Origin of the sequence: uncultured Subdoligranulum sp., assembly GCF_963931595.1 — a bacterium.
In the GTDB taxonomy this organism is placed as follows: Bacteria; Bacillota; Clostridia; order Oscillospirales; family Ruminococcaceae; genus Gemmiger.
Genome location: NZ_OZ007030.1, coordinates 2,190,019 through 2,210,947, shown reverse-complemented (window position 1 = coordinate 2,210,947; position 20,929 = coordinate 2,190,019). Strand labels below are relative to the sequence as shown.

Below are 20,929 nucleotides of genomic sequence, written 5' to 3'. Positions count from 1 at the left end.
ATGGTGCTATGCTTTAGCTGTTAAAAGTGTTGATCGGGAAAAGTATCGCCCAACATCCGCACAGAGAGCCCGGCATTCAGCTGCGAGCCGGGACGGGGACGGGGCGGGAAAGAACACCCGGGAGCTGCAAACTGAACCCCGCAAAGCGGGAAGTAGGGGCGCCGCAGGCCGCGCGTTACAGCGGCAGCGTTTCAAAGGTGAACGTGTACGGAAAAGTGACCGTACGCCGGGGGTTCCGGCTGCGGTAAGATAGGTGGCACCGCGGGTTCAAGACAGCAACTCGTCCTATACAAAGGGCGAGCGGGCTGTCTTTTTTTATTTGGAGCCGCTCGGGGAATACGGTTGTAAGAAATGTAAGGAGTGTCGTCAAAATGTGCTGTGTCATGGGTTATGCCGGGCATGATCTGCCCAAGGAAACTTTCACCGAGTATCTGCTGCGCACCACCTCCCGCGGGCCGGACGACCAGCGGGTCTGCGAGACCGAGTTCGGTCTTCTGGGCTTCGGGCGGCTGTCCATCATGGGCCTGACGCCGGAAGGCATGCAGCCCTTCTTCCGGGGGGCCGACTGCGTGGTCTGCAACGGCGAGCTGTACGGCTTCCGCCCCGTGAAGAAGGAGCTGGAAGCGGAAGGGTATACCTTCGAGTCGGATTCCGACTGCGAGATCATCCTGCCCCTCTACTATAAGTACGGCCTGGACATGTTCAAGCATCTGGACGCCGAGTTCGCCATGATCCTCTACGACAGCCGCAAGAAGCTGCTCATCGCGGCGCGGGATCCCATCGGCATCCGGCCCCTCTTCTACGGCTACAGCGAATCGGGCTGCATCGCCTTCGCCTCGGAGGCCAAGAACCTGGTGGGTCTGTGCAAGAAGATCTATCCCTTCCCCATCGGCAGCTACTACTGCAACGGCCAGTTCGTGCGGTACTGCGACATTGCCGACACCCCGGCTTACTCCCACGACGATATGCCGGAAATTCTGAAAAACATCCGGGAGAAGCTGGTGGCCGGTGTGGACAAGCGGCTGGACGCCGACACCCCGGTGGGCTTTTTGCTCTCGGGCGGCCTGGACTCCAGCCTGGTGTGCGCCATCGCCGCCAAGAAGCTGGGCAAGCCCATCCGCACCTTTGCCATCGGCATGAGCGAGGACGCCATCGACCTGAAGTACGCCAAGCAGGTGGCGGATTACCTCCACGCCGACCACACCGAGGTCATCATCAACAAGCAGATCGTGCTGGATGCCCTGGAGGAAGTCATCGCCATGCTGGGCACCTGGGACATCACCACCATCCGCGCCTCGGTGGGCATGTACCTGGTCTGCAAATACATCCATGAGCACACCGACATCCGGGTGCTGCTCACCGGTGAAATCTCCGACGAGCTGTTCGGCTACAAGTACACCGACTTCGCCCCCAGCGCCGCCGCCTTCCAGGCCGAGAGCCAGAAGCGTATCCGGGAGCTGTATATGTACGATGTGCTGCGCGCCGACCGTTCCATCAGCGTGAACAGCCTGGAGGCCCGGGTGCCCTTCGGCGACCTGGACTTCGTGAAGTATGTCATGGCCATCGACCCGGCCAGGAAGCTGAACACCTACGGCAAGGGCAAGTACCTGCTGCGCAAGGCCTTCGAGGGCGACTGGCTGCCCGAGGAGATCCTCTGGCGTGAGAAGGCGGCCTTCAGCGACGCGGTGGGCCATTCCATGGTGGACGATCTGAAGGAGTATGCCGAGGAAAAGTACACCGACCGGGAATTCGCCGAGCTGGCGGGAAAGTACACCTACGCCCGGCCCTTCACCAAGGAGAGCCTGCTCTACCGGGAGATCTTCGAGAAGTACTATCCCGGCCAGGCCGAAATGATCGTGGACTACTGGATGCCCAACAAGGCATGGCCGGGCTGCGATGTCAACGACCCCAGCGCCCGTGTGCTGTCCAACTACGGCGCCAGCGGGCAATGATTGGCAACAATTCGTAAATTTTCGCCATAATGGGTTGCATTTTTTCAGCGGGCGGCCTATAATGGCGTTGGTAAATCCACTGCAGAGTAGGGATTCGCGCGTGGGGCGGCAGCCCCGAAGTGCCTGACCGACGGGGAGTTGTGGCAGGACGAAGTGACCGGAAGGTCCGCGGTGCGCATCCCGCATCCCGCTGCTGCATGACGGTGCGCAACGGCGGGTGTGGTCAGTCTGTCCACGCCCGCTTTTTTTGCCTCCTCCTTTGTGCAGCAATGCGCAAACGAGGAGGTTTTTGTATGCTCAACCAACCGCTGTCCGTCTTTTCTGCCGCCTACTGGCGCGCCGCCCGGGCCGAGTTCCGCAACGTGCGGGTGCTGGCCTTCGCCGGGCTGATCTGCGCCATGGCCGTGGTGCTGGAAAGCATCCCCATCTTTTTGCTGGGGCCCAGCCTGAAGATCTATTTCAGCTTCCTGGCCGTTTCCCTGGGCTGTATGTGCTACGGCCCGCTGGTGGGCATGATGGCCGGCGCCGTCATCGATACGGTGGGCTTTCTCATTTCCAGCTTCGGGGAACCCTATTTCCCCGGCTTTCTCATCACGGCCATCCTGTCGGGGCTGCTCTACGGCATGATGCTCTACCGCCGCAAACCCACGGTGTGGCGTATCATTTTGCTGCGGATCATCATCAACTACGGCAGCAACGTGCTGTTGGGCAGCGTTTGGAAGGCCATGCTCTACGGCAAGGGCTATCTCTATTACGCCACCACCGGCCTTGTGAAAAACACCCTGCTGCTGCCCCTGGAAGTCTTCCTCACCTGGGTGGTGCTCAGCGCGGCCGTGCGATATGGCCTCGACCGCAAATATATCCACGGCGTCACCGTGCGGTGAGCCGCCTCTCTGGCCGGAGCGTCTCTCCGGCCTTTTTTGCACCTTAAACTGTACGCCATACAAATACACTTGACTTTATTGAAAAAGCATAGTATAGTAGGTACGTTGTCTGCCGGGCGGCCGGCAGGGTGTGTAAGAAAACATAGGGGGAACAATATGGAATGGTTTACGGCGCTGGTGGAACAGGCCAGCAGTTTTCTGTGGGATTATCTTTTGCTGTTTCTGCTGGTGGGCACCGGCATCTTTTTCACCATCCGGCTGCGGGGCGTCCAGCTGCGCCGCTTCGGTGAGGGCTTCCACCGGGCGTTCGGCGGCTTTACCCTCCATGGCAAGAAGGCGGGGGAGGACGGCATGAGCTCCTTCCAGGCGCTGACCACCGCCATCGCGGCCCAGGTGGGCACCGGCAACATCACCGGCTGTGCCACCGCCGTGGTCAGCGGCGGCCCCGGCGCCCTGTTCTGGGTGTGGGTGTCGGCCTTCTTCGGCATGGCCACCATCTACGCCGAGGCCGTGCTGGCCCAGCACTATAAAACGGTGGAAAACGGCCGGGTCACCGGCGGTCCGGCCTACTACATCCGGGCGGCCTTCAAGGGCCGGTTCGGCCGGGTGCTGGCCACCATCTTCTCGCTGCTCATCATCCTGGCCCTGGGCTTCATGGGCAACATGGTGCAGTCCAACTCCATCGGCGATGCCTTCGCCAACGCCTTCGGCCTCAACCGGCTGCTGGTGGGCGTCATTGTGGCGGCCATCGCGGCCTTCATCTTCCTGGGCGGTGTGCAGCGCATCGCCTCCGTCACCGAGAAGATCGTCCCCTTCATGGCGGCCTTCTACATAGTGGGCTGCATCGTCATCCTGGTGATGAACGCCAAAGCCCTGCCCGGCACCTTCGCCCAGATCTTTGTGCTGGCTTTTGACCCCCAGGCCATGGCCGGCGGCGTGGCGGGCGTCACGGTGCAGCAGGCCATGCGGTTCGGCGTGGCCCGGGGCCTCTTCTCCAACGAGGCGGGCCTGGGCTCCACGCCCCATGCCCACGCCCTGGCCAAGGTCAAGCAGCCCCAGGACCAGGGCGCCGTGGCCATCCTGGGCGTCTTCATCGACACCTTCGTGGTGCTCACCCTCACGGGCCTCGTGCTGATCTCCTCCGGCCTGGTGCCCCAGGGGCTCACCGGCACCGCCCTGACCCAGGCGGCCTTCAGCCAGTCCTTCGGCGCCTTCGGCCCCGTCTTCATCGCTATCTGCATGTTCTTCTTCGCCTTCTCCACCATCATCGGCTGGTACTTCTTCGGGCACACCAACTTCAAGGCCCTCTTCGGCGAAAAGTCCCTGCCTGTCTACAGCCTCATCGTGGTGGTCTTCATCCTGGTGGGCTCCACCCTCAAGGTGGACCTGGTCTGGGCCATGGCAGACTTCTTCAACGGCCTCATGGCCATCCCCAACCTGCTGGCACTGCTGGCACTTTCGGGGGTCGTGGCCGCCATCGACCGCGGCCGCACCAAGTAAAGTCTCCCCAAAACGGCAAGCGCCCCGCATCCGGGTATCCGGTGCGGGGCGCTTGTTTGGTTGTGATGAAAATCAGGCGGCGGATTCAGGGGTGGCGGGCTCCGGCGTGGCGGCCGGGGCGGGGAAGAGCTGGTTGAAACGCTTCTCCACCTCCTCGCTGATGTACTCGTCGCCGGGATAGGCACCGTCGTTGCTGTCGGCAAACTCCTGGATGACCTGCTCCCGCAGCTCCGCCTTGACGGCGTTGTCCCGTTCGGCCTGGGTGCTGTAGCTGCTGCCTTCGTATTCGTAGTAGGCGGTGACCCGCTGGGCCAGCTGCTCGTCGGTGAGGCCCTGGGCAAAACTGGCCAGGAAATCCAGCGAATAGTTGCTGCCGGTGCCGCTGTTGTCGGTGGAGCTTCTGAAATTGTAGTCGTCGGCGCGCACACCGCCCTGCTCGCCCAGTTCGGCGATGCGGCGGCAGTCGGCGGCAAAGGAGAGGGCGTCGGGGTAGCCGTTTTCGGGCAGTTCCACATAGACGCTCACCGTATCGCCATCCTGCAGTGTGTATTCCCCACTCTCGGTGTGGTTAAAGTCCACATAGATCTGCAGGTTGCGGATCCTGGCCTTCAGGTCGGGGTCGGCGTTGAGGGCCTGGTAGAACTGGTCCTGCAGGGTGGACTGGTAACGGCTCCGGGCATAGTCCCGCTGGGGGCTGTAGAGGCTCCACGCCACCGGCACCAGGGAGGAGCACCCCACCACCACAAGGATGAAGCCGCAGCCCAGCACGCTGAGCCAGTCAAACTTGATCTGGATGCGGGGATTGGCCGAGTAGACCAGCACCTCGATGCCCAGCAGAATGAGCAGCACGGGGGAGAACCGCACGATGCTCAACAGATCGAAGTGGGGCACGAACTGCTGCACCAGCAGCAGGATACCGGCCAGGATCAGCAGCACGGCGAAGGCGACACGGCCGATGCGGCGCACCTTTTTGGGGGGCGTGGGGGCGGCGGAAGCCGAAGTGGTTTTGTTTTCATCCATTTTGTTTACCTCATATCATTTTATACAGATTGTATTACTGCGGCATCCCGTCGTGGGGGTAGGGGGGCAGGTTGTCGCTGTCCCGGTGCTGGGGATGCAGACCCAGCAGCCAGACGCCGGCGGCGATGAGCAGCACGGCGATGAGGACAGTGGGAATGGAGCTGATATAGTAGTAGGCGTTTTCCACATGGAGCAGGGCCAGCAGGTCGTAGAGCATGGGCTCGATGAGGATGCTGTAGAGCGACCAGGCGCCCAGCGCCACCAGCCCCCAGCCCAGCAGCCGGTTGTGGCGGGGGATCATCAGTTTCAGGTCGGACCAGTTGCCCAGCAGAAGCATCTCGTCGGGCTTGGGGTCCCCGGCGGCCAGATGGCGGATCAGGTCGTAGGTGTCGAAAAAGCTGTACATCCAGACGATGAAGCAGGTGATGGCCAGCGGGCTGGCCAGGGCGCCCAGGATGAAGCAGCCGCAGAACAGGGCGATGAGGGACAGCCCCCGCTGCATATAGCCGTAGTACATCTGGCCGGCGCCGGGGACGCAGGCGAAGATAAAGGTGAGCAAGGCGTTCTTTTTCATGGTATCAATCTCCCTTGGCGGACGGGCCGTCGTCCTCGTGATGTTGCAGCTGGTCCAGGCCCTTCCCGGCGGCCAGCGTAAAGTTGCTGAAAGTATCGTCCAGACTGTCGTAGAAGCCGCTGACGGTGGTGTCCAGCCACTGGCCGAAGCTCATCCGGGGCTCCTGGGGCGCCACGGCGCGGTCGGTCATCCGCTGGGAGGCGCCCACCGAGGCAAAGCCCCACAGCACAAAGGCCAGCACCACGGCGGCCGCCGACGACACATACCGATTGGTCATGATGCGGAACCGGCGCAGCCGCATCAGGTTTTGCACCTGGGGGATCAGGTCCCGCATGGGCTCCTGCAGGCAGGCGGGGGCGGCGTCGATGAGATCGGTGTAGCGCAGCAGACACAGATCACAGAAACTCAGATGCTCGGCCGCTTCCAGGGCACCCAGATCATCCAGGGTACCGTCCTTCAGGGCGTACAGACCGTCGTCGGTCAGGTGACCTTCCCGGTCAAAGAGTTTTTCGTTGTCAAAATACAGGCTCATTCCTTCCGCCTCCTTTCATGAATCTGCTGGCGCAGCAGCAGTTTGGCCCGCCACAGCTGGCTGCTCACCGTGGCGGGCGGTCTGCCCACCAGGGCGGCGATTTCGGCGGTCTCCTTGTGTTCCAGAAAGTAGAGCACCGCCACCCGGCCGTAGGGTTCCCGCAGGTTGCGCACCAGCGTTTCCAGTTCCTCGGCTCCGGCCCGGCTGGCCAGCTGTTCCGCCGGATCGGCGGCATCCCCGGGCGGTGCGCCCCGGGGTTCGGGCAGGGCGTCGTCACCCGGCGCCTCCACCCGGCGCACCCAGGCGCTTTTCAGGTGATCCTTGCACTTGTTGGCCGCCACCCGCACCAGCCACGCCTTGTAGTACTGGGGCTCGCACCGGTCGATGGCGGAAAAGGCCGCCACAAAGGTATCCTGGGTCAGGTCCTCTGCGGTGTGGGGGTCGTGGACGAACTGCAGACAGACTGTATAGACCAGCCGCTGATACTGCTGCATCAGGCCGGTGAATTCCTCGTTGGTCAGCGCCCACACCCCCTTCCCTTTGTCTTTCTATTCAATAAGACGATTCCCCCGCGTCGGATTTTGCAACGCGGGGGAAATTTTTTCAAAAAAATTTGGTTGAGGCAACTCTTACAGGTCCAGTTCCAGCGTGACCGGACAGTGATCGCTGCCGAAAATGTCCATCAGGATGTCGGCCTTCTCGATTTTGTCCGCCAGACGGTTGCTCACGAGGAAATAGTCGATACGCCATCCCGCGTTGCGCTCCCGGGCGCGGAACCGCATGCTCCACCAGCTGTAGACGCCGGTGGCGTCGGGGTGGAGGTGGCGGAAGGAGTCGGTGAAGCCGGCGGCCAGCAGCTCGTCCAGCTTGCCCCGCTCCTGGTCGCTGAAGCCCGCGGCGCCGCGGTTGGGGCCAGGGTTCTTCAGGTCGATCTCGGTGTGGGCCACGTTGAGGTCGCCGCAGAGGATCACCGGCTTTTGGGCGTCCAGCGTCTGCAGATAGCGGCGCAGGTCGTCCTCCCACTGCATGCGGTAGTCGATGCGGGCCAGCTCGTTCTGGGAGTTGGGCACATAGAGGTTCACCAGGTAAAAGTCGGGGTATTCCAGCGTGATGGCCCGGCCCTCGTGGTTGTGCAGGTCCTCCTCCAGGCCGTACCGCACCGACAGCGCCGGGGTCCTGGCCCAGACGGCGGTGCCGGAATAGCCCTTCTTGTCGGCGCTGTAGATGTACTCGGTGTAACCCTCCGGGGCGAAGTCGGCCTGGCCGGGCTGCATCTTGGTCTCCTGGATGCAGAAGAAGTCGGCGTCCAGATTGCGGAAAGTCTCCTCAAAGCCCTTTTTCAGGCAGGCGCGCAGGCCGTTGACATTCCAGCTTACGAATTTCATAGGGATCCTCCTTTGTGGGGGTCAGGCAGGGGTTTTGGCGGCGTGTTTCTTCCAGGCGCCGCTGGCAAAACGGATGACAAAGCAGAGCAGCCGGCAGACCCAGTCGATGATCATGGCCCACCAGACGCCCACGGCGCCCCAGCCCAGCTGGACGCAGAGGATCTGGCTGAAGCCGATGCGCCACACCACCATCGAGATGATGGACACCATCATGGTGAACCGCACGTCGTTGGCGGCGCGCAGGGCGTTGGGCAGCACGAAGGCCAGCGGCCACAGGAAGATGGCGATGCCGCAGTGAATCCAGATCAGCTCGGTGGAGAGCTTGGCGGTCTCGGGGGAGAGGGTGTACAGGCTGAGCAGCGGGCCCAGCAGGGCCAGCACGGCGGCGTTGGTCAGACCCTGGGCGATGTAGTCCCACCGCATGAGTTTCTTGGTGTAGCGGATGGCCTGGTCAAAGTCCTGGGCGCCCACGCAGCGGCCCACCACGGTGATCATGCCCAGGCACATGGCGTTGCCGATGATGCAGCCCACGTTGTCCAGGTTGTTGGCCACGGCGTTGGCCGAGATATGTACGGTGCCGAACAGCGAGATCATGCTGACCACCAGCACGCGGCCCAGCTGGAACAGGCTGTTCTCGCAGGCCGAGGGGATGCCGATGGCCAGGATGCTGCGGACGGTGCCGCCCTCCAGGTGGGTGACGCTGCGGGCGGTGAGGCGGAGCAGATAGTCGTGGCGGGAAGCCAGCGACAGGATGATGACGGCGCCCACCGCACGGGAGACCAGGGTGGGCACAGCCACGCCGGCCACGCCCATCTTCAGTACATAGACACAGAGGGCGTTGCCGCAGAAGTTGATGATGTTGACGATGACCGACACCTTCATGGACACGGCGCTGTTGCCGGTGGAGCGGAAGATGGCCGCGCCGGCGTTGTACAGGGCCAGGAAGGGGAAGGAGAGGGCCGTGATGGTGAAGTAGATCAGGGCCGCTTCCATGACATCGTCGGTGATGGAGCCGAAGAAGAGGCGCAGCAGCAGGGTGCGCCCCACCAGACAGAAGGCGGCGATGGCGCAGCCCAGGATGGCGCTGAGGGTGACCAGCTGCCCGGCGCTGCGGGCGGCGGCATCGTTCTTGCGGGCGCCCAGGTACTGGCTGGTGACGACGGCACCGCCGGTGGCCAGGGCGCCGAAGATGGTGATGATGAGCTGGTTGATCATGTCCACCAGCGAGACGCCCGAGATGGCTGCCTCACCGGCGGAGGAGACCATCATGGTATCGGCCATGCCCACCAGGACTTCCAGGGCCTGCTCGATGATGAGGGGCCACAGCAGGGTGATGAGCTGGTGGTTGGTAAAAATCGGTTTGTTCTGTTGCTGCATGGCAGCAAATCCCTTCTCTCTATAACTTTCCCGCAGATGAGTATAACACAAAAAAGAACCCCGTGCAATGCACGGGGCAGGGCAACCCGGCGGGGCAGCCCGGAGGAGCTTTATTCGTAGCGCAGCGCGTCGATGGGGTTGAGCTTGGCGGCCTTGTTGGCGGGGTAGTACCCGAAGAAGACGCCGATGGCCATGCTGAAACCCACCGCAATGAGGATGGAGGCGATGCTGGGTTTGGCGGACATGCCCACCACGCTGCTGAGCAGGGCGCCCAGGCCGATGCCCAGCGCCACGCCGATGATGCCGCCGATCATGCAGAGGATGACGCTCTCGGTGATGAACTGCATGCGGATGGCGGAGCCGGGGGCGCCCAGGGCCTTGCGGGTGCCGATCTCCCGGGTGCGCTCGGTGACCGAGACCATCATGATGTTCATGACGCCGATGCCGCCCACCAGCAGCGAGATGGCGGCGATGGCCGAGATGCCCAGGGACAGGGTGTCCAGCATCTCGGTCATGGATTCCACAAGGCTCGAAATGCTGGAGGCACTGGCGGTCCAGGTGTCGTTGTAGGTGTAGTAGCTGGCAAAGAAGCTGCCCACCGTGTCCACGAAGCTGGTCACGTCCACGCCGGAGGCCGCCACCACCGTGATGCTCTGGTAGCCGGGGTCGGCGCCGGTGATGGACTTGGCCACATCCAGCGGGATGTAGATGTTGGTCTGGATCTGGTCGTCGTCGGTGACGCCGAACATGCTGGCGTAGACGTTCTCGGTGTACTCATAGACACCGGTGATATAAAAGGTATACAGGTTCTTGTTGATGGTCAGCGTGAAGGACTTGCCGATGGCGTCCAGGTTGCTGCCGCCGATGGCCTGTTCCACGAACTTTTCCGATACAACAGCCACCTTGCGGCCGGCGTCCCTGTCGTCGTCCAGCCAGCGGCCGGCCAGGATGGGGGTGTTGTCCTCCATGGCCTGAAGTTCGGCGGCGTTGGCGCCCGACACCGCGGCGGTGATGGTGGTGGTAGGATCGCCGTACTTTTCGATGGTGCCGTTGCCCACCTCCTGGGTCAGCTCGATGCGGCTGACCTCGGTGGGGAAGGCGGCGGTGAAGTCATCGATCATCTGGTCGGTGATCAGATCGTCCGCCGCGGGGGTGGAGTCCATGAACCGGCGCAGCGTCACACCCTGGGCGGTGCCGGAGGTGTCGTCGGAATCCTTCTGGGTCAGGCTGACCGTGATATTGCTCACGCCCATGCCCGACATGGAATCGGTGACGGTGCCGGTCATGCTGTTGCCCACCGTGACGATGGCAATGACCGCCGCGATGCCGATGATGATGCCCAGCATGGTGAGCAGACTGCGCATCTTGTTGCTGCGCACACTGGCCAGCGCCATCGAGATATTCTCAAAGAGCTGCACGTTCGCCGGACCCCTTTCGTTCACTCACAATCAGGCCGTCCCGCAGCGTCAGCACCCGCTGGCATTCCTCGGCCAGCTGGGGGTTGTGGGTGATCAGCACGATGGTCTTGTGGTATTTTTCATGCATCTCATGGAACAGGTCCATGACGACGCGGCTGGTCTGGCTGTCCAGGGCGCCGGTGGGCTCGTCGGCCAGGATCAGCGCCGGTTCGTTCACCATCGCCCGGGCGATGGCCACACGCTGTTTCTGTCCGCCGGACAGCTCGTTGGGCTGGTGTTTCATCCGCTCGGCCATTCCCACCCGGGTCAGCCATTCCTTGGCCCGGCGGGTGCGTTCGCCGCCCGGCACCCCGGCGTAGAGCATGGGCAGCTCCACGTTTTTCAGGGCGCTCTGCCGGCCGATGAGGTTGTAGGTCTGGAACACAAAGCCGATCTTGCGGTTGCGGATGGCGGCCAGTTCGTTGTCGGCGGCGCTGTGGATGTCCACCCCGTCCAGGGTGTACTGGCCGCTGGTGGGCTTATCCAGCACGCCGATGATGTTCATCAGGGTGGACTTGCCGGAACCCGACTCGCCCACAATGGCCACGAACTCGCCGGGGTAGACCTTCAGGCTGATGCCGTGGAGGATCTCCAGCTCGTTGGGCTTGCCGATGTAGTAGCTTTTGTGGATGTCATGCATCTCGATGAGGGGACGGGGCGCTTCTGCCGGTGCGTCGGGCAGACGCAGTTTGCGGCCCGGTTCCGGGGTGTCGTCCAGCAGTTTATCGGCCACCGCTTTGGCAAATTGTTCGGTATCGCGCATCTCACATGCCTCCCGGTGCGCCGCCACCGCCGGGGCCGCCGCCCATGTCACCGCCGCCTGCCGGGGCTGCCGCCATGGCGCCGCCGTCGGTAACTACCATCTGGCCGCCCATCATGCCGTCGGCTTCCTGGGTGGCGGTTTCAATGCCCTGGGTCAGGTCGGAACTGGAGCGGATGACGTCGCCTTCGTTCAGGTCGTCCCCCGAGATCTCGATGTAATAGTCGTTGGAATCGCCGGTGGTCACGTCCACCTCTTCAAAGGTCATGTCCACGCCCTCGCCGCCGGTCTTGCGCAGCACATAGCTGGAACCGTCGTCGTGGGTGCCCACCGCGTCACGGGGCACCGTGAAGATGTCGTCCTTCTCGCTGATGACGATCTCAACCTGGGCGGAAATGCCGATGAGCAGCCCCGTGTCGCTGCCGTTGACGGTGACGGTGGCGCCGAAGGAACCTTCCTCGTTGGCCACGGGGTCAATGCGGGTCAGGGTGCCGGTGATGGTGGCATCGCCGGTGGCGTCGCTGGTGATGTTGCACTGCATGCCGGTGGACAGCTTGCCCACCGAGCTGGCGGGGATGGTGACCTCCACCGTCAGGTCGGATACGTCCTGGATGGTGGCCACCGTGCCGGTGCAGACCGAACCCACCGTGGCGTTCAGCTCGGTGATGGTGCCGTCCATGGTGGCGGTCAGGGTGCAGTCCTCCAGGGTGGACTGCAGGGTGGTCAGCGTGTCGGGGGTGCGGCTGGCCTGTTCCAGCTTGGTCTCGGCGCTGTCCACATTGCGGGAGTTGGTGGTCACGGCGCTGTCGTACTGCTGCTGGGCCTGGTCCAGCGCCTGGCGCAGCTGATCGATCTGGCTGTAGTACTGGCTGATGGTGTCAAACCCCTGCAGGCCCAGTTCGGGAATACTGCACTGGCCCTTGGTGGTGCTCAGCTGGCTCTGGTAATCGGTGAGCTGGCCCTGGATGGCCTGCTGCTGGTCGGCGTTGCCGTCCTTCTGGGCGTTGGTCAGCTGGATCTGCAGGCTGGCGATGGTGTTCTCCAGCTGGGCGATCTTCTCGGCGTACAGGCCGTAGTAGTACTCCACGATCTCCCGGTTGGTCTTGTCGGCCATGGTGGGGTCCTGCATGGAGGAATAGCGGTCAAGACCCAGGGTGTCGTAGTCCTCCTGGGCATTGGCCAGATCTTCCTGCAGCTGGGTCAGGTTGGTGGACTGGTCCTCCACGCTCTGGGTGTAGGAAGTCTCGGCCTGGTCCAGCGTGTCGCTGTAGTTCTGCTGGGCCGTCTCGATCTGCTTTTCCACGTCGGAGGTGTCCAGCGTGGCGATCACGTCGCCGGCCTTGACGGTGTCGCCCACCGCCACGTTCACCGCCGTGACCTTGTAGGTCTTGACGGAATCCGAGGCCGTGACGCTGGCCGTGGAGCCGGAGGCCACCGTGCCGGTGACGCTGACCGAGTCGGTCAGGCTGGTCTTCTGCAGGGTGGTGGTGCGCACGAACTGATAGGTCAGTGCCTTGCTGGCGGCTGCGGTGCGGCCCAGCTGGGACAGCACGAAAGCCAGGATAAGCAGCAGAATAACCAGAAAAATCGTCAGCTTTTTGTGACGTTTGAACCAATGCAGGGGGTTGTGGCGCTTGAACCAGTCCAGCGGACGGCGCGCGGCAGTGTCATGTTCCGACATAAATGTTCCGAAGCTCCCTTCGCCTGAGGCGGATTTTTACTTCCCCAGTGTAGCGCGAAATTGTGTACAAATTTTGTTCAAAAAGCAAAAATGGCGATATGCCTGCACAGGCAGACATATCGCTGTATAAATTTGGCTAAATTGTGAATGCGGGGTGTGAACACGTCATTTTTCGCGGCCCTGCGTCTGCGGTTTGTTACGCGGCAGGCTCGAAGCTGTCCAGCACTTCCTTCAGGACGTCGCGGGCGGCTGCACCGGCATCGTCCACATCTACAAAACTGTTGGGATAATTTACTGCCAGGCTGTAGAAAATTCCATTCTGCTCAAAGAAAGCGTAAGAATTCAGCCAGGGAGAAGTCTTGCCGTTGCTGGTGCATAGCGGCAGCAACGCAGTAATGCCGGAAGGGGTCGTGTATTCTTCCACTTCCCAGATCAGCGCAGCCTTTTTGTCAAAGTAGACACTGTGGTTGGGCGCAGTGGTCCCGGCCGCCTGGCTCGCAGAGGCGAGAAGCACGTGGGCCTGGGTTTCCACCTGGAATCCATTGCTCAGCACATCCACCCGGCGGGGATAAAGGTACTGCGGAGTCGATTCGGCCCACTCCACGGTAAAACCGGCAGGGAAGTCACCGGCCAGACGCCACAGTTCTTCAAAATAGGCATCGTAGAAAGCATTGCATTCGTCGATGGTGAGGTTTTCCCAGTTGTCGGGACGTGGGATTTTATCGGAATCGGGAATCAAATGAACGGCGTTATCCGGCGTACCGCTGTCCAGAAGATCGTTTCGCAAAAGGGGCAGGCCGGTGGCCTCGGTCAGGTCGGCCCAGCTGTCATAGCCTCGGCCGCCGGGACCGTATTTCGGAGGAAGATTGCGCCCGCCGCAGGAGGTATGCATCGGCGGCACGCCGTCGGCGTCCCATTCGTCATTATAGTGCGCCATCAAAGAATCCATCAGCTTGTCAGGCAATTCATAGGCGGTCTGGTCATACTGGATGGCGTAGCCGGTGTTGTTTTCGGGGGCAAAGCTGGGGCGGGGGGTGGTGCGCAGGTTGGTGAACTGTACCCGGCCCAGCAGGGCACCGGCGGCCAGCAGCAGCGGCGCCCCGATGCATACCGCCAGCCGCAGGGCCCGGGTCCGCCGCTTTTGGCGCTTTTCCCCGGCGGGCAGCGCCTGGGCCACCACGGGCCAGAGGTCGGTCTCGGCGGGGTGCAGTCCTTCCTGCAGCGCACGGCGCAGCAGGGTTTCGTCGCGGTCAGGTGTCATGGCAAAATCCCTCCTTTTCCAAAAGTGCGGCCAGTTTTCCTTTGGCCCGGTGGTAGCGGGTGCGCAGGTAACTTTCCGGCCGGTGATGGATCTTCGCCAGGGTGGCGTAGTCCATGCCGTCCAGTACCCGCTCCAGCACCAGCGCCCGGTCCAGCGGCTCCAGCGTGCGCAGGGCGTCCCGCAGACTTTCGCGGATGCCGGGGTCGGGCGGCGGAGGCGGTTCGGGTGCCTTGCGCTGCTCCGCCCGTCTGGCGGCCCGCAGCATATCCAGCGCCGTGCGGTAGGCGATGCGGTACAGCCAGGCCCGCTCGTTGTCCTGCCCGCCGCCCCGCAGCCGGTGGCGGTGGAGCCAGGCCTTCACAAAGGTGGTCTGCACGGCGTCCTGGGCGTCGGCCTCGCTGCCCAGCAGCGCCGTACAGTAGCGCAGCAGCGGTGGGGTGTAGGCGCGCACCAGCTTTTCCAGGTCCTGCTCGGTCTGCATACCGGATCACTTCCTTTCGTGGGAGTCTTTTCACCCTTATAACGCCGCCGGGGTCCCGTTTGTGTCATACAAAAACAAAAGCGGCAAAATTTTTTGCCGCTTTTTGCCGTTATTCGATTTTCAGCCCGAAGCCGCTCAGCAGCGCCACCACGTCGGGGAAGCTGAATCGCGCCCCCCGCAGCCTGTTGTCGGTGGGATCGATGGCGTAGTCGGTGGCCTCCCGGAAATCCGCCTTCTCCAGATCGCACCGGCTGAACTGGGTGCGGCCCAGCGGTACGCCGCGGAAATCCGCCCCCGCCAGTTTGCAGTCGTCGAAGGTGCAGTCCCCGAACCGGCAGCTGGAAAAATCAAACCGGGTCAGCGTCATGCCGGAAAACTCATTGTACCGGAACTCGCACCGCTCCGCCTTGCCGAAGGGCTGCACCAGGGCGCTGCGTCCCTGCAGCCCGCCCCAGGCCACCGACCGGAAGGCGCAGCCGGAAAACCAGGCGTCGCTCATCTGGCTGAAACTGAACACCACGCCGCTCCAGGTGCAGTGCTCGAAGGTGCAGGAGAGAAAACTGCAGTTCTCGATGCGCACGCCGTCCCAGCGGCAGTTCTTGAAGGTGCAGTCGTTGTATTCCACCCCGCGCAGCACGCTGCCGGGGTCCAGGGCGTCAAAGACCTCTCCCTGAAAGTATTCCTTGGCCATCAGGACGGCCTCCCTTTCTTCAGAATGGCCTGCTTCACGGCCCGGTAGGGCTGGTAGGCCAGCAGCGGCAGCGCCAGGCCGACAACTGTGTAGGCCAGCCACCAGGCCCCGCCGGTGAAGAGAGTGGGGAAGGCCGCCAGAAGATAACTCTCGCCGCCGGTGAGTTGCAATCCCACCCAGCTCACCAGCTTGAAGCTGAGAAAATGCAGAATGACGATGGGCATGGTGGCCCGGCCCAGGGCGGCCAGGGTTTTGCCCAGCGGGGGCAGCAGGGCGGCCAGGTGAGCGCACTCATAGACGAGAATCCAGCCGGCGGCGCTGGCCATTAGCAAAAACAGCCAACTGGGGTACTGGTTGGCTGCGAGCCCCACCGAACCGAAGGGCAGCAGCAGCGCCAGCACCAGCGCGGCGGCCGCGGCCAGCCCCACCCGTACAGCGGGAGTGCGGGCAGGCTGTCCGACGCGGCGGACCAGCACGCCCAGGTAAAACAGGCTGTAGCCGCTGGCGGCGATGCCCAGCCCCCAGACGTTCCACCCCGTGCGGGAACACTGCCAGCCCAGGATCAGCAGCACCCCTGCCACAAACCCCTGAGCCAGCAGGGTATCCCGCCCGGCCAGCAGTTTGCGCAGGGCGAACTCCACCACCGCATAGACGATGGAGATCTGGAACAGCGCCTGGACAAACCAGAGGGCGCCGCCCAGCTGGGTGCCGCCGTCAAAGACGCACCAGTGAACGGTGCGGCCCATGATGTCCTTGAGGGTCACAGGGGTGGTGATCTGGTTGCCGGGCAGATCGAGGATCCGCGCATCGTTTGTGAGGATGTTCAGCTTCAGAAAGAGGTTGTTGCAGGCCGTGAAGACGGTGTTGGCGGCCACAAAGGGCAGCCACAGGGTGACGAGCCGCCGCACACAGAAATGCCGCAGCCCCGAAAGCCCCTCCCCCAGCCGGAAAAAATACCCGCTGAGCATAAAAAACAGCGCCATGTGGAAGAGATAGATGTAGGCCGTGCCCGCAAACCCCGAATGTCCCACCACCATCAGCACGATGCCGATGCCGCGCATGGCATCCAGAACGCCGTCGCGCTGTTTCGCCATAAGAATGTACCCCGCTTCCTTTATAATAAGGCCAGTATACCGCAAAAAGCGCCGCACGGCAAGCCGTACGGCGCAGAAGGGTCATTGTGCGTTTTTGGAGCGGCAATGGGGACACAGATAGTGGATGGTCAGCGTGTAGCCGCGCACTTCGGTGCCGATGGCTGCTTCCACTTCACGGATCAGTCCCACCACCGGCAGGTCGGTCAGTTCACCGCAGCCGTCACACAAAAGGTGTCCGTGGGGGACGGGATTGCAGTCATAGCGGTCCGGACCACCGGCCATTTCCAGATGGGCGACTTCCCCGTCGCGCTCCATCAGTTTGAGATTGCGATACACGGTGCCGCGGGCGATGTGGGGCATCTGCTGGCGGGCGTGACAAAAAATCTCGTCTGCCGTCAGGTGCTGCGGGCGCTGCTGATGCATGATTTTCAGAATCAGCGCTTTTTGGCGGGTCATGGGCGGGCCTCCTTCCTGAATAAGACTTTATCTTAAAAGATACAATACACGATTTCTTGATTTTTGTCAACAGGCAATTTTTCAAATAATAAGAATAATTCTTAAAAATAGGCTTGACAGAGTAAAAAAATATGATATAATGAGGCTATAGCAAGACAGGTTCTTGAAATAACAGAACGAATTCTATAAAACGGAGGTAAGTAATATGGAACTCAAGGGTAGCAAGACCGAGAAAAATTTGTGGGAAGCGTTTGCCGGTGAAAGCCAGGCCCGCAACAAGTACACCTACTTTGCATCCAAGGCCAAGAAGGAAGGCTATGAGCAGATTGCCTCCATCTTTGACGCCACCGCCAACAACGAGAAGGAGCATGCCAAGATCTGGTTCAAGCTCCTGATGGAGAACGGCGAGATCCCCGACACTCTGACCTGCCTGAAGATGGCCGCCGCCGGCGAGAACGAGGAGCACACCTCCATGTATCCGCGGATGGCCGCCGAGGCCAAGGAGGAAGGCTTTGACCAGATCGCGGCCCTCTTCACCATGGTGGCCTCCATCGAGAAGGAGCACGAGGAGCGCTACAAGGCCCTGGCCGCCAACATCGAGGCCGGCAAGGTCTTCGCCCGGGAGACCGAGCAGGTCTGGCAGTGCCGCAACTGCGGGTATATCTACATCGGCCAGCACGCGCCGGTGAAGTGCCCGGTCTGCGCCCATCCCCAGGCCTACTTCGAGCTCAAGAGCAGCAACTACTGATTTCTCCCAAAGGGAGGGGCACGGCCCCTCTCTTTTTTTGTGATTTTTTTTGCGATCCCCGTTGACAATCCCCGGGCACCGTGGTATAGTATCGGTGTTAGAAAAAACTAACCAAGCCAGACACAGGGTGTACGCCCTGTTTTCCCAAGAAGGACCGTGCCGTGCGGAGGACCTACCGTGTGGCGCGGCTTTCTCAAAGCAAATGATTAGTTATAGCTAACATTGACCGGGTCCAACGCCGCCCCGTTGCGGCGTTTCTTTTGGGCTCGATGATTAGTTAAAACTAACAACAAAATGCAAACCGGCAAAGGAGGGAACAACCATGCCGCTGACGATGGTACAGGCGGGGCAGACCGTCCGCATCTGCCGGATCACCGGCCGGGACGAGGTGCGCCAGCACCTGGCGGAGCTGGGGTTCGTGGTGGGAGCCAGTGTGACGGTGGTGAACGTGTTGGGGGGCAACCTGATCCTGCAGGTGCAGGAGAGTCGGGTGGCGCTGGACAAAACGCTGGCCCTGCGGATTCTGGTGGCCTGACGGAAACGGAAGCGGCGCGCATGCGCCGTGACGATACAAACAAGCGGGGAGGATACGCAATGAAGACATTGAAAGAGCTGAAAGTGGGCCAGACCGCCACGGTGGTGCGGCTGCACGGCGAAGGGCCGGTGCGGCGGCGCATCATGGATATGGGTCTGACCAAGGGCACCCAGGTGTACCTGCGCAAGGTGGCACCACTGGGGGACCCGCTGGAACTGACGGTGCGCAACTATGAACTGAGCATCCGCAAGGCCGACGCCGCCATGGTGGAAGTCGAGTGACCAAAGCAGGCGCCTGGTTCCAGGCATAGAGAAAGGGGTATTTTGGCAATGGCAATCAAGATCGCACTGGCCGGCAACCCGAACTGCGGCAAGACCACGCTGTTCAATGATCTGACCGGCTCCAACCAGTACGTGGGCAACTGGCCCGGCGTCACGGTGGAAAAGAAGGAGGGCCGCCTCAAGGGCCACAACGACGTGGTCATCCAGGACCTGCCCGGCATCTATTCCCTCTCGCCCTACACGCTGGAGGAAGTGGTGGCCCGCGGCTACCTGGTGGGGGAAAAGCCCGACGCCATCCTCAACATCATCGACGGCACCAACATCGAGCGCAACCTCTACCTGACCACCCAGCTCATCGAACTGGGCATCCCGGTGGTCATGGCGGTGAACATGATCGACCTGGTGCGCAAAAACGGGGATAAGATCGACCTCAAGCGCCTGAGCAAGGAGCTGGGCTGCGAAGCCATCGAGATCAGCGCCCTGAAGGGCGAGGGCAGCCGCCAGGCGGCGGAGCTGGCCGTCCAGGCCGCCAAAGAGGGCAAGGTGGGCGAGCTGCCCCACGTCTTTACCGGCAGCGTGGAGCACGCCATCGCCCACATCGAGGAGTCCATCCAGGGCAAGGTGGAGCCGCGGTTCCTGCGGTGGTACGCCGTCAAGCTGTTCGAGCGGGACGACAAGGTCCAGGCCGAGCTGGGGCTGGACCCGGAACTGCTGCGCCACATCGACGAGCACGTCGCCGACTGCGAGAAGGAGATGGACGACGACGCCGAGAGCATCATCACCAACCAGCGCTACGCCTACATCAACACGGTGGTCAGCCGGTCGGTGAAGAAAAAGGCCCGCACCGAGCACCTGACCCTGTCGGACAAGATCGACCGCATCGTCACCAACCGCATCCTGGCGCTGCCCATCTTTGCGGTCATCATGGCGCTGATCTACACCATCGCCATGGGCAGCACCGGCTTCTCCTTCGGCACCATGGCCACCGACTGGACCAACGACGTCCTCTTCGGCGAGATCGTGCCCCCGGCGGTGGAAGGTTTCCTTGTTTCCATCGGCTGCGCCGACTGGCTTATCGGCCTCATCAACGACGGCATCGTGGCCGGCGTGGGCGCCGTGCTGGGCTTCGTGCCCCAGATGCTGGTGCTGTTCCTGATGCTCTCCATCCTGGAGGACATCGGCTACATGGCCCGCGTCGCCTTCATCATGGACCGCATCTTCCGCAAGTTCGGCCTCTCGGGCAAGAGCTTCATCCCCATGCTGGTGGGCACCGGCTGCGGCGTGCCCGGCGTCATGGCGTCCCGCACCATCGAGAATGAGCGCGACCGCCGCATGACCATCATGACCACCTGCTTCATCCCCTGCAGCGCCAAAATGCCCATCATCGGCCTGTTCGCGGGCGCGCTGTTCGGCGGTTCCGGCCTGGTGGCCACCTCGGCCTACTTCATCGGCATGGCGGCCATCATCGTCTCCGGTATCATCCTCAAAAAGACGAAGCTCTTTGCGGGCGACCCCGCGCCCTTCGTCATGGAACTGCCCGCCTACCACATCCCGGCCTGGGGCAACGTGCTGCGCGCCACCTGGGAGCGCGGCTGGTCCTTCATCAAGCGCGCGGGCACCGTCATCCTGGCGTCCACCATCGTGCTGTGGTTCCTGCAGGGCTTCGGCTTCACCGACGGGCAGTTCGGCATGGTGGAGGATAACAACACCAGCCTGCTGGCGTCCATCGGCGGCGCGGTCAGCTTTATCTTTGCGCCCCTGGGCTTCGGCTTCTGGCAGGCCACCGTAGGCACTGTCACCGGCCTGATCGCCAAGGAAAATGTCGTTTCTACTCTGGCGGTGCTGTTCGGCTTCGCGGGCGAAGTCTCCGAGAACGGCGACGAGATCTGGGCACAGATCCCGGCTTACTTCACCCCGCTGGCGGCCTACAGCTTCATGATCTTCAACCTGCTGTGCGCCCCCTGCTTCGCGGCCATGGGCGCCATCAAGCGGGAGATGAACAACGGCAAGTGGACCGCGGCAGCCATCGGCTATATGTGCCTGCTGGCCTACTGCACCTCCCTGGTGGTCTACCAGATCGGCGGGCTCATCACCGGCGAAGTGGCCTTCAACTTTTTCACCATCGTGGCGGTGGCGATCCTGGCGCTGGCCGTCTGGCTGCTGGTCCGCCCCAACAAGTACGAGAACGTCAACGAGGTCAGTGTGGATACCCGCAAGCTGATCCGCTCCAAATCCTGACCTGATCTGAAAGGAGTGCCCC

Annotated in this window: 21 protein-coding genes and 1 riboswitch; of the genes, 7 read left to right on the top strand and 14 right to left on the bottom strand. The window is 62.3% G+C overall.

Going from position 1 to position 20,929, the window contains the following annotated elements; translation table 11 throughout:
• Positions 1-383: 383 nt before the first annotated feature.
• The 3 genes from asnB to ABGT73_RS10675 all read left to right on the top strand — a co-directional run bounded on the left by asnB (position 384) and on the right by ABGT73_RS10675 (position 4,336).
• A complete protein-coding gene (asnB, locus tag ABGT73_RS10685; protein WP_346670332.1) occupies positions 384-1,952 on the top strand; it encodes an asparagine synthase B in 1,569 nt (522 codons plus the stop codon).
• Between the two features lie 80 nt (positions 1,953-2,032).
• Positions 2,033-2,147: riboswitch (THF riboswitch) on the top strand.
• A 98-nt stretch (positions 2,148-2,245) separates the two neighbouring features.
• The gene (locus ABGT73_RS10680; RefSeq protein ID WP_346669687.1) at positions 2,246-2,836 is read left to right on the top strand and encodes a folate family ECF transporter S component; all 591 of its coding nucleotides are present in this window, start codon (positions 2,246-2,248) and stop codon (positions 2,834-2,836) included.
• A gap of 156 nt (positions 2,837-2,992) precedes the next feature.
• Positions 2,993-4,336 (top strand): sodium:alanine symporter family protein, encoded by a 1,344-nt coding sequence (locus tag ABGT73_RS10675; protein WP_346669686.1) that lies wholly within the window; start codon positions 2,993-2,995, stop codon positions 4,334-4,336.
• A 72-nt stretch (positions 4,337-4,408) separates the two neighbouring features.
• Here ABGT73_RS10675 and ABGT73_RS10670 read toward each other — a convergent pair whose 3' ends face one another.
• The 14 genes from ABGT73_RS10670 to ABGT73_RS10605 all read right to left on the bottom strand — a co-directional run bounded on the left by ABGT73_RS10670 (position 4,409) and on the right by ABGT73_RS10605 (position 17,105).
• Positions 4,409-5,356, bottom strand: coding sequence for a hypothetical protein (locus tag ABGT73_RS10670; protein WP_346669685.1), 948 nt, complete (start codon positions 5,354-5,356; stop codon positions 4,409-4,411).
• A gap of 34 nt (positions 5,357-5,390) precedes the next feature.
• A complete protein-coding gene (locus ABGT73_RS10665) occupies positions 5,391-5,930 on the bottom strand; it encodes a hypothetical protein (RefSeq protein ID WP_346669684.1) in 540 nt (179 codons plus the stop codon).
• Positions 5,931-5,934: 4 nt separating this feature from the next.
• Positions 5,935-6,462 (bottom strand): hypothetical protein, encoded by a 528-nt coding sequence (locus ABGT73_RS10660; RefSeq protein WP_346669683.1) that lies wholly within the window; start codon positions 6,460-6,462, stop codon positions 5,935-5,937.
• A complete protein-coding gene (locus tag ABGT73_RS10655) occupies positions 6,459-6,992 on the bottom strand; it encodes a sigma-70 family RNA polymerase sigma factor (protein ID WP_346669682.1) in 534 nt (177 codons plus the stop codon). The genes ABGT73_RS10660 and ABGT73_RS10655 overlap by 4 nt, the downstream gene beginning before the upstream one ends.
• 99 nt (positions 6,993-7,091) lie before the next feature.
• Positions 7,092-7,847 carry an exodeoxyribonuclease III gene (locus ABGT73_RS10650; protein ID WP_346669681.1) on the bottom strand — a complete coding sequence of 252 codons (756 nt, stop codon included), beginning with the start codon at positions 7,845-7,847 and terminating at the stop codon, positions 7,092-7,094.
• A gap of 21 nt (positions 7,848-7,868) precedes the next feature.
• Positions 7,869-9,224 carry an MATE family efflux transporter gene (locus tag ABGT73_RS10645; RefSeq protein ID WP_346669680.1) on the bottom strand — a complete coding sequence of 452 codons (1,356 nt, stop codon included), beginning with the start codon at positions 9,222-9,224 and terminating at the stop codon, positions 7,869-7,871.
• A 110-nt stretch (positions 9,225-9,334) separates the two neighbouring features.
• Complete coding sequence (locus ABGT73_RS10640) at positions 9,335-10,642, bottom strand: ABC transporter permease (protein ID WP_346669679.1); 1,308 nt, start codon at positions 10,640-10,642, stop codon at positions 9,335-9,337.
• Positions 10,629-11,321 (bottom strand): ABC transporter ATP-binding protein, encoded by a 693-nt coding sequence (locus ABGT73_RS10635; RefSeq protein WP_346670331.1) that lies wholly within the window; start codon positions 11,319-11,321, stop codon positions 10,629-10,631. The genes ABGT73_RS10640 and ABGT73_RS10635 overlap by 14 nt, the downstream gene beginning before the upstream one ends.
• A 124-nt stretch (positions 11,322-11,445) precedes the next feature.
• The gene (locus ABGT73_RS10630; RefSeq protein WP_346669678.1) at positions 11,446-13,122 is read right to left on the bottom strand and encodes an efflux RND transporter periplasmic adaptor subunit; all 1,677 of its coding nucleotides are present in this window, start codon (positions 13,120-13,122) and stop codon (positions 11,446-11,448) included.
• A 196-nt stretch (positions 13,123-13,318) separates the two neighbouring features.
• A complete protein-coding gene (locus tag ABGT73_RS10625; protein ID WP_346669677.1) occupies positions 13,319-14,383 on the bottom strand; it encodes a hypothetical protein in 1,065 nt (354 codons plus the stop codon).
• Positions 14,373-14,864: an RNA polymerase sigma factor gene (locus ABGT73_RS10620; RefSeq protein WP_346669676.1), complete on the bottom strand. Its 492-nt coding sequence runs from the start codon at positions 14,862-14,864 to the stop codon at positions 14,373-14,375. Before ABGT73_RS10620 ends, ABGT73_RS10625 begins: the two co-directional genes overlap by 11 nt.
• Before the next feature lie 109 nt (positions 14,865-14,973).
• Positions 14,974-15,555 carry a pentapeptide repeat-containing protein gene (locus ABGT73_RS10615; RefSeq protein ID WP_346669675.1) on the bottom strand — a complete coding sequence of 194 codons (582 nt, stop codon included), beginning with the start codon at positions 15,553-15,555 and terminating at the stop codon, positions 14,974-14,976.
• Positions 15,555-16,649 (bottom strand): acyltransferase family protein, encoded by a 1,095-nt coding sequence (locus ABGT73_RS10610; RefSeq protein WP_346669674.1) that lies wholly within the window; start codon positions 16,647-16,649, stop codon positions 15,555-15,557. Before ABGT73_RS10610 ends, ABGT73_RS10615 begins: the two co-directional genes overlap by 1 nt.
• An 81-nt stretch (positions 16,650-16,730) precedes the next feature.
• Positions 16,731-17,105: a transcriptional repressor gene (locus ABGT73_RS10605; protein WP_346669673.1), complete on the bottom strand. Its 375-nt coding sequence runs from the start codon at positions 17,103-17,105 to the stop codon at positions 16,731-16,733.
• Positions 17,106-17,310: 205 nt separating this feature from the next.
• Between ABGT73_RS10605 and rbr the strand changes: the two genes are divergently transcribed.
• The 4 genes from rbr (at position 17,311) to feoB (ending at position 20,907) form a co-directional block, all read left to right on the top strand.
• A complete protein-coding gene (rbr, locus tag ABGT73_RS10600) occupies positions 17,311-17,853 on the top strand; it encodes a rubrerythrin (RefSeq protein ID WP_346669672.1) in 543 nt (180 codons plus the stop codon).
• Positions 17,854-18,175: 322 nt separating this feature from the next.
• Entirely contained in the window at positions 18,176-18,388 is a 213-nt protein-coding gene (locus tag ABGT73_RS10595; protein ID WP_346669671.1) for a FeoA family protein, read from the top strand.
• 59 nt (positions 18,389-18,447) lie between these two features.
• Positions 18,448-18,669, top strand: a complete 222-nt coding sequence (locus tag ABGT73_RS10590; RefSeq protein ID WP_040917371.1) for a FeoA family protein — start codon at positions 18,448-18,450, stop codon at positions 18,667-18,669.
• 48 nt (positions 18,670-18,717) lie between these two features.
• Positions 18,718-20,907 carry a ferrous iron transport protein B gene (gene feoB / locus ABGT73_RS10585; protein ID WP_346669670.1) on the top strand — a complete coding sequence of 730 codons (2,190 nt, stop codon included), beginning with the start codon at positions 18,718-18,720 and terminating at the stop codon, positions 20,905-20,907.
• Positions 20,908-20,929 lie beyond the last annotated feature (22 nt).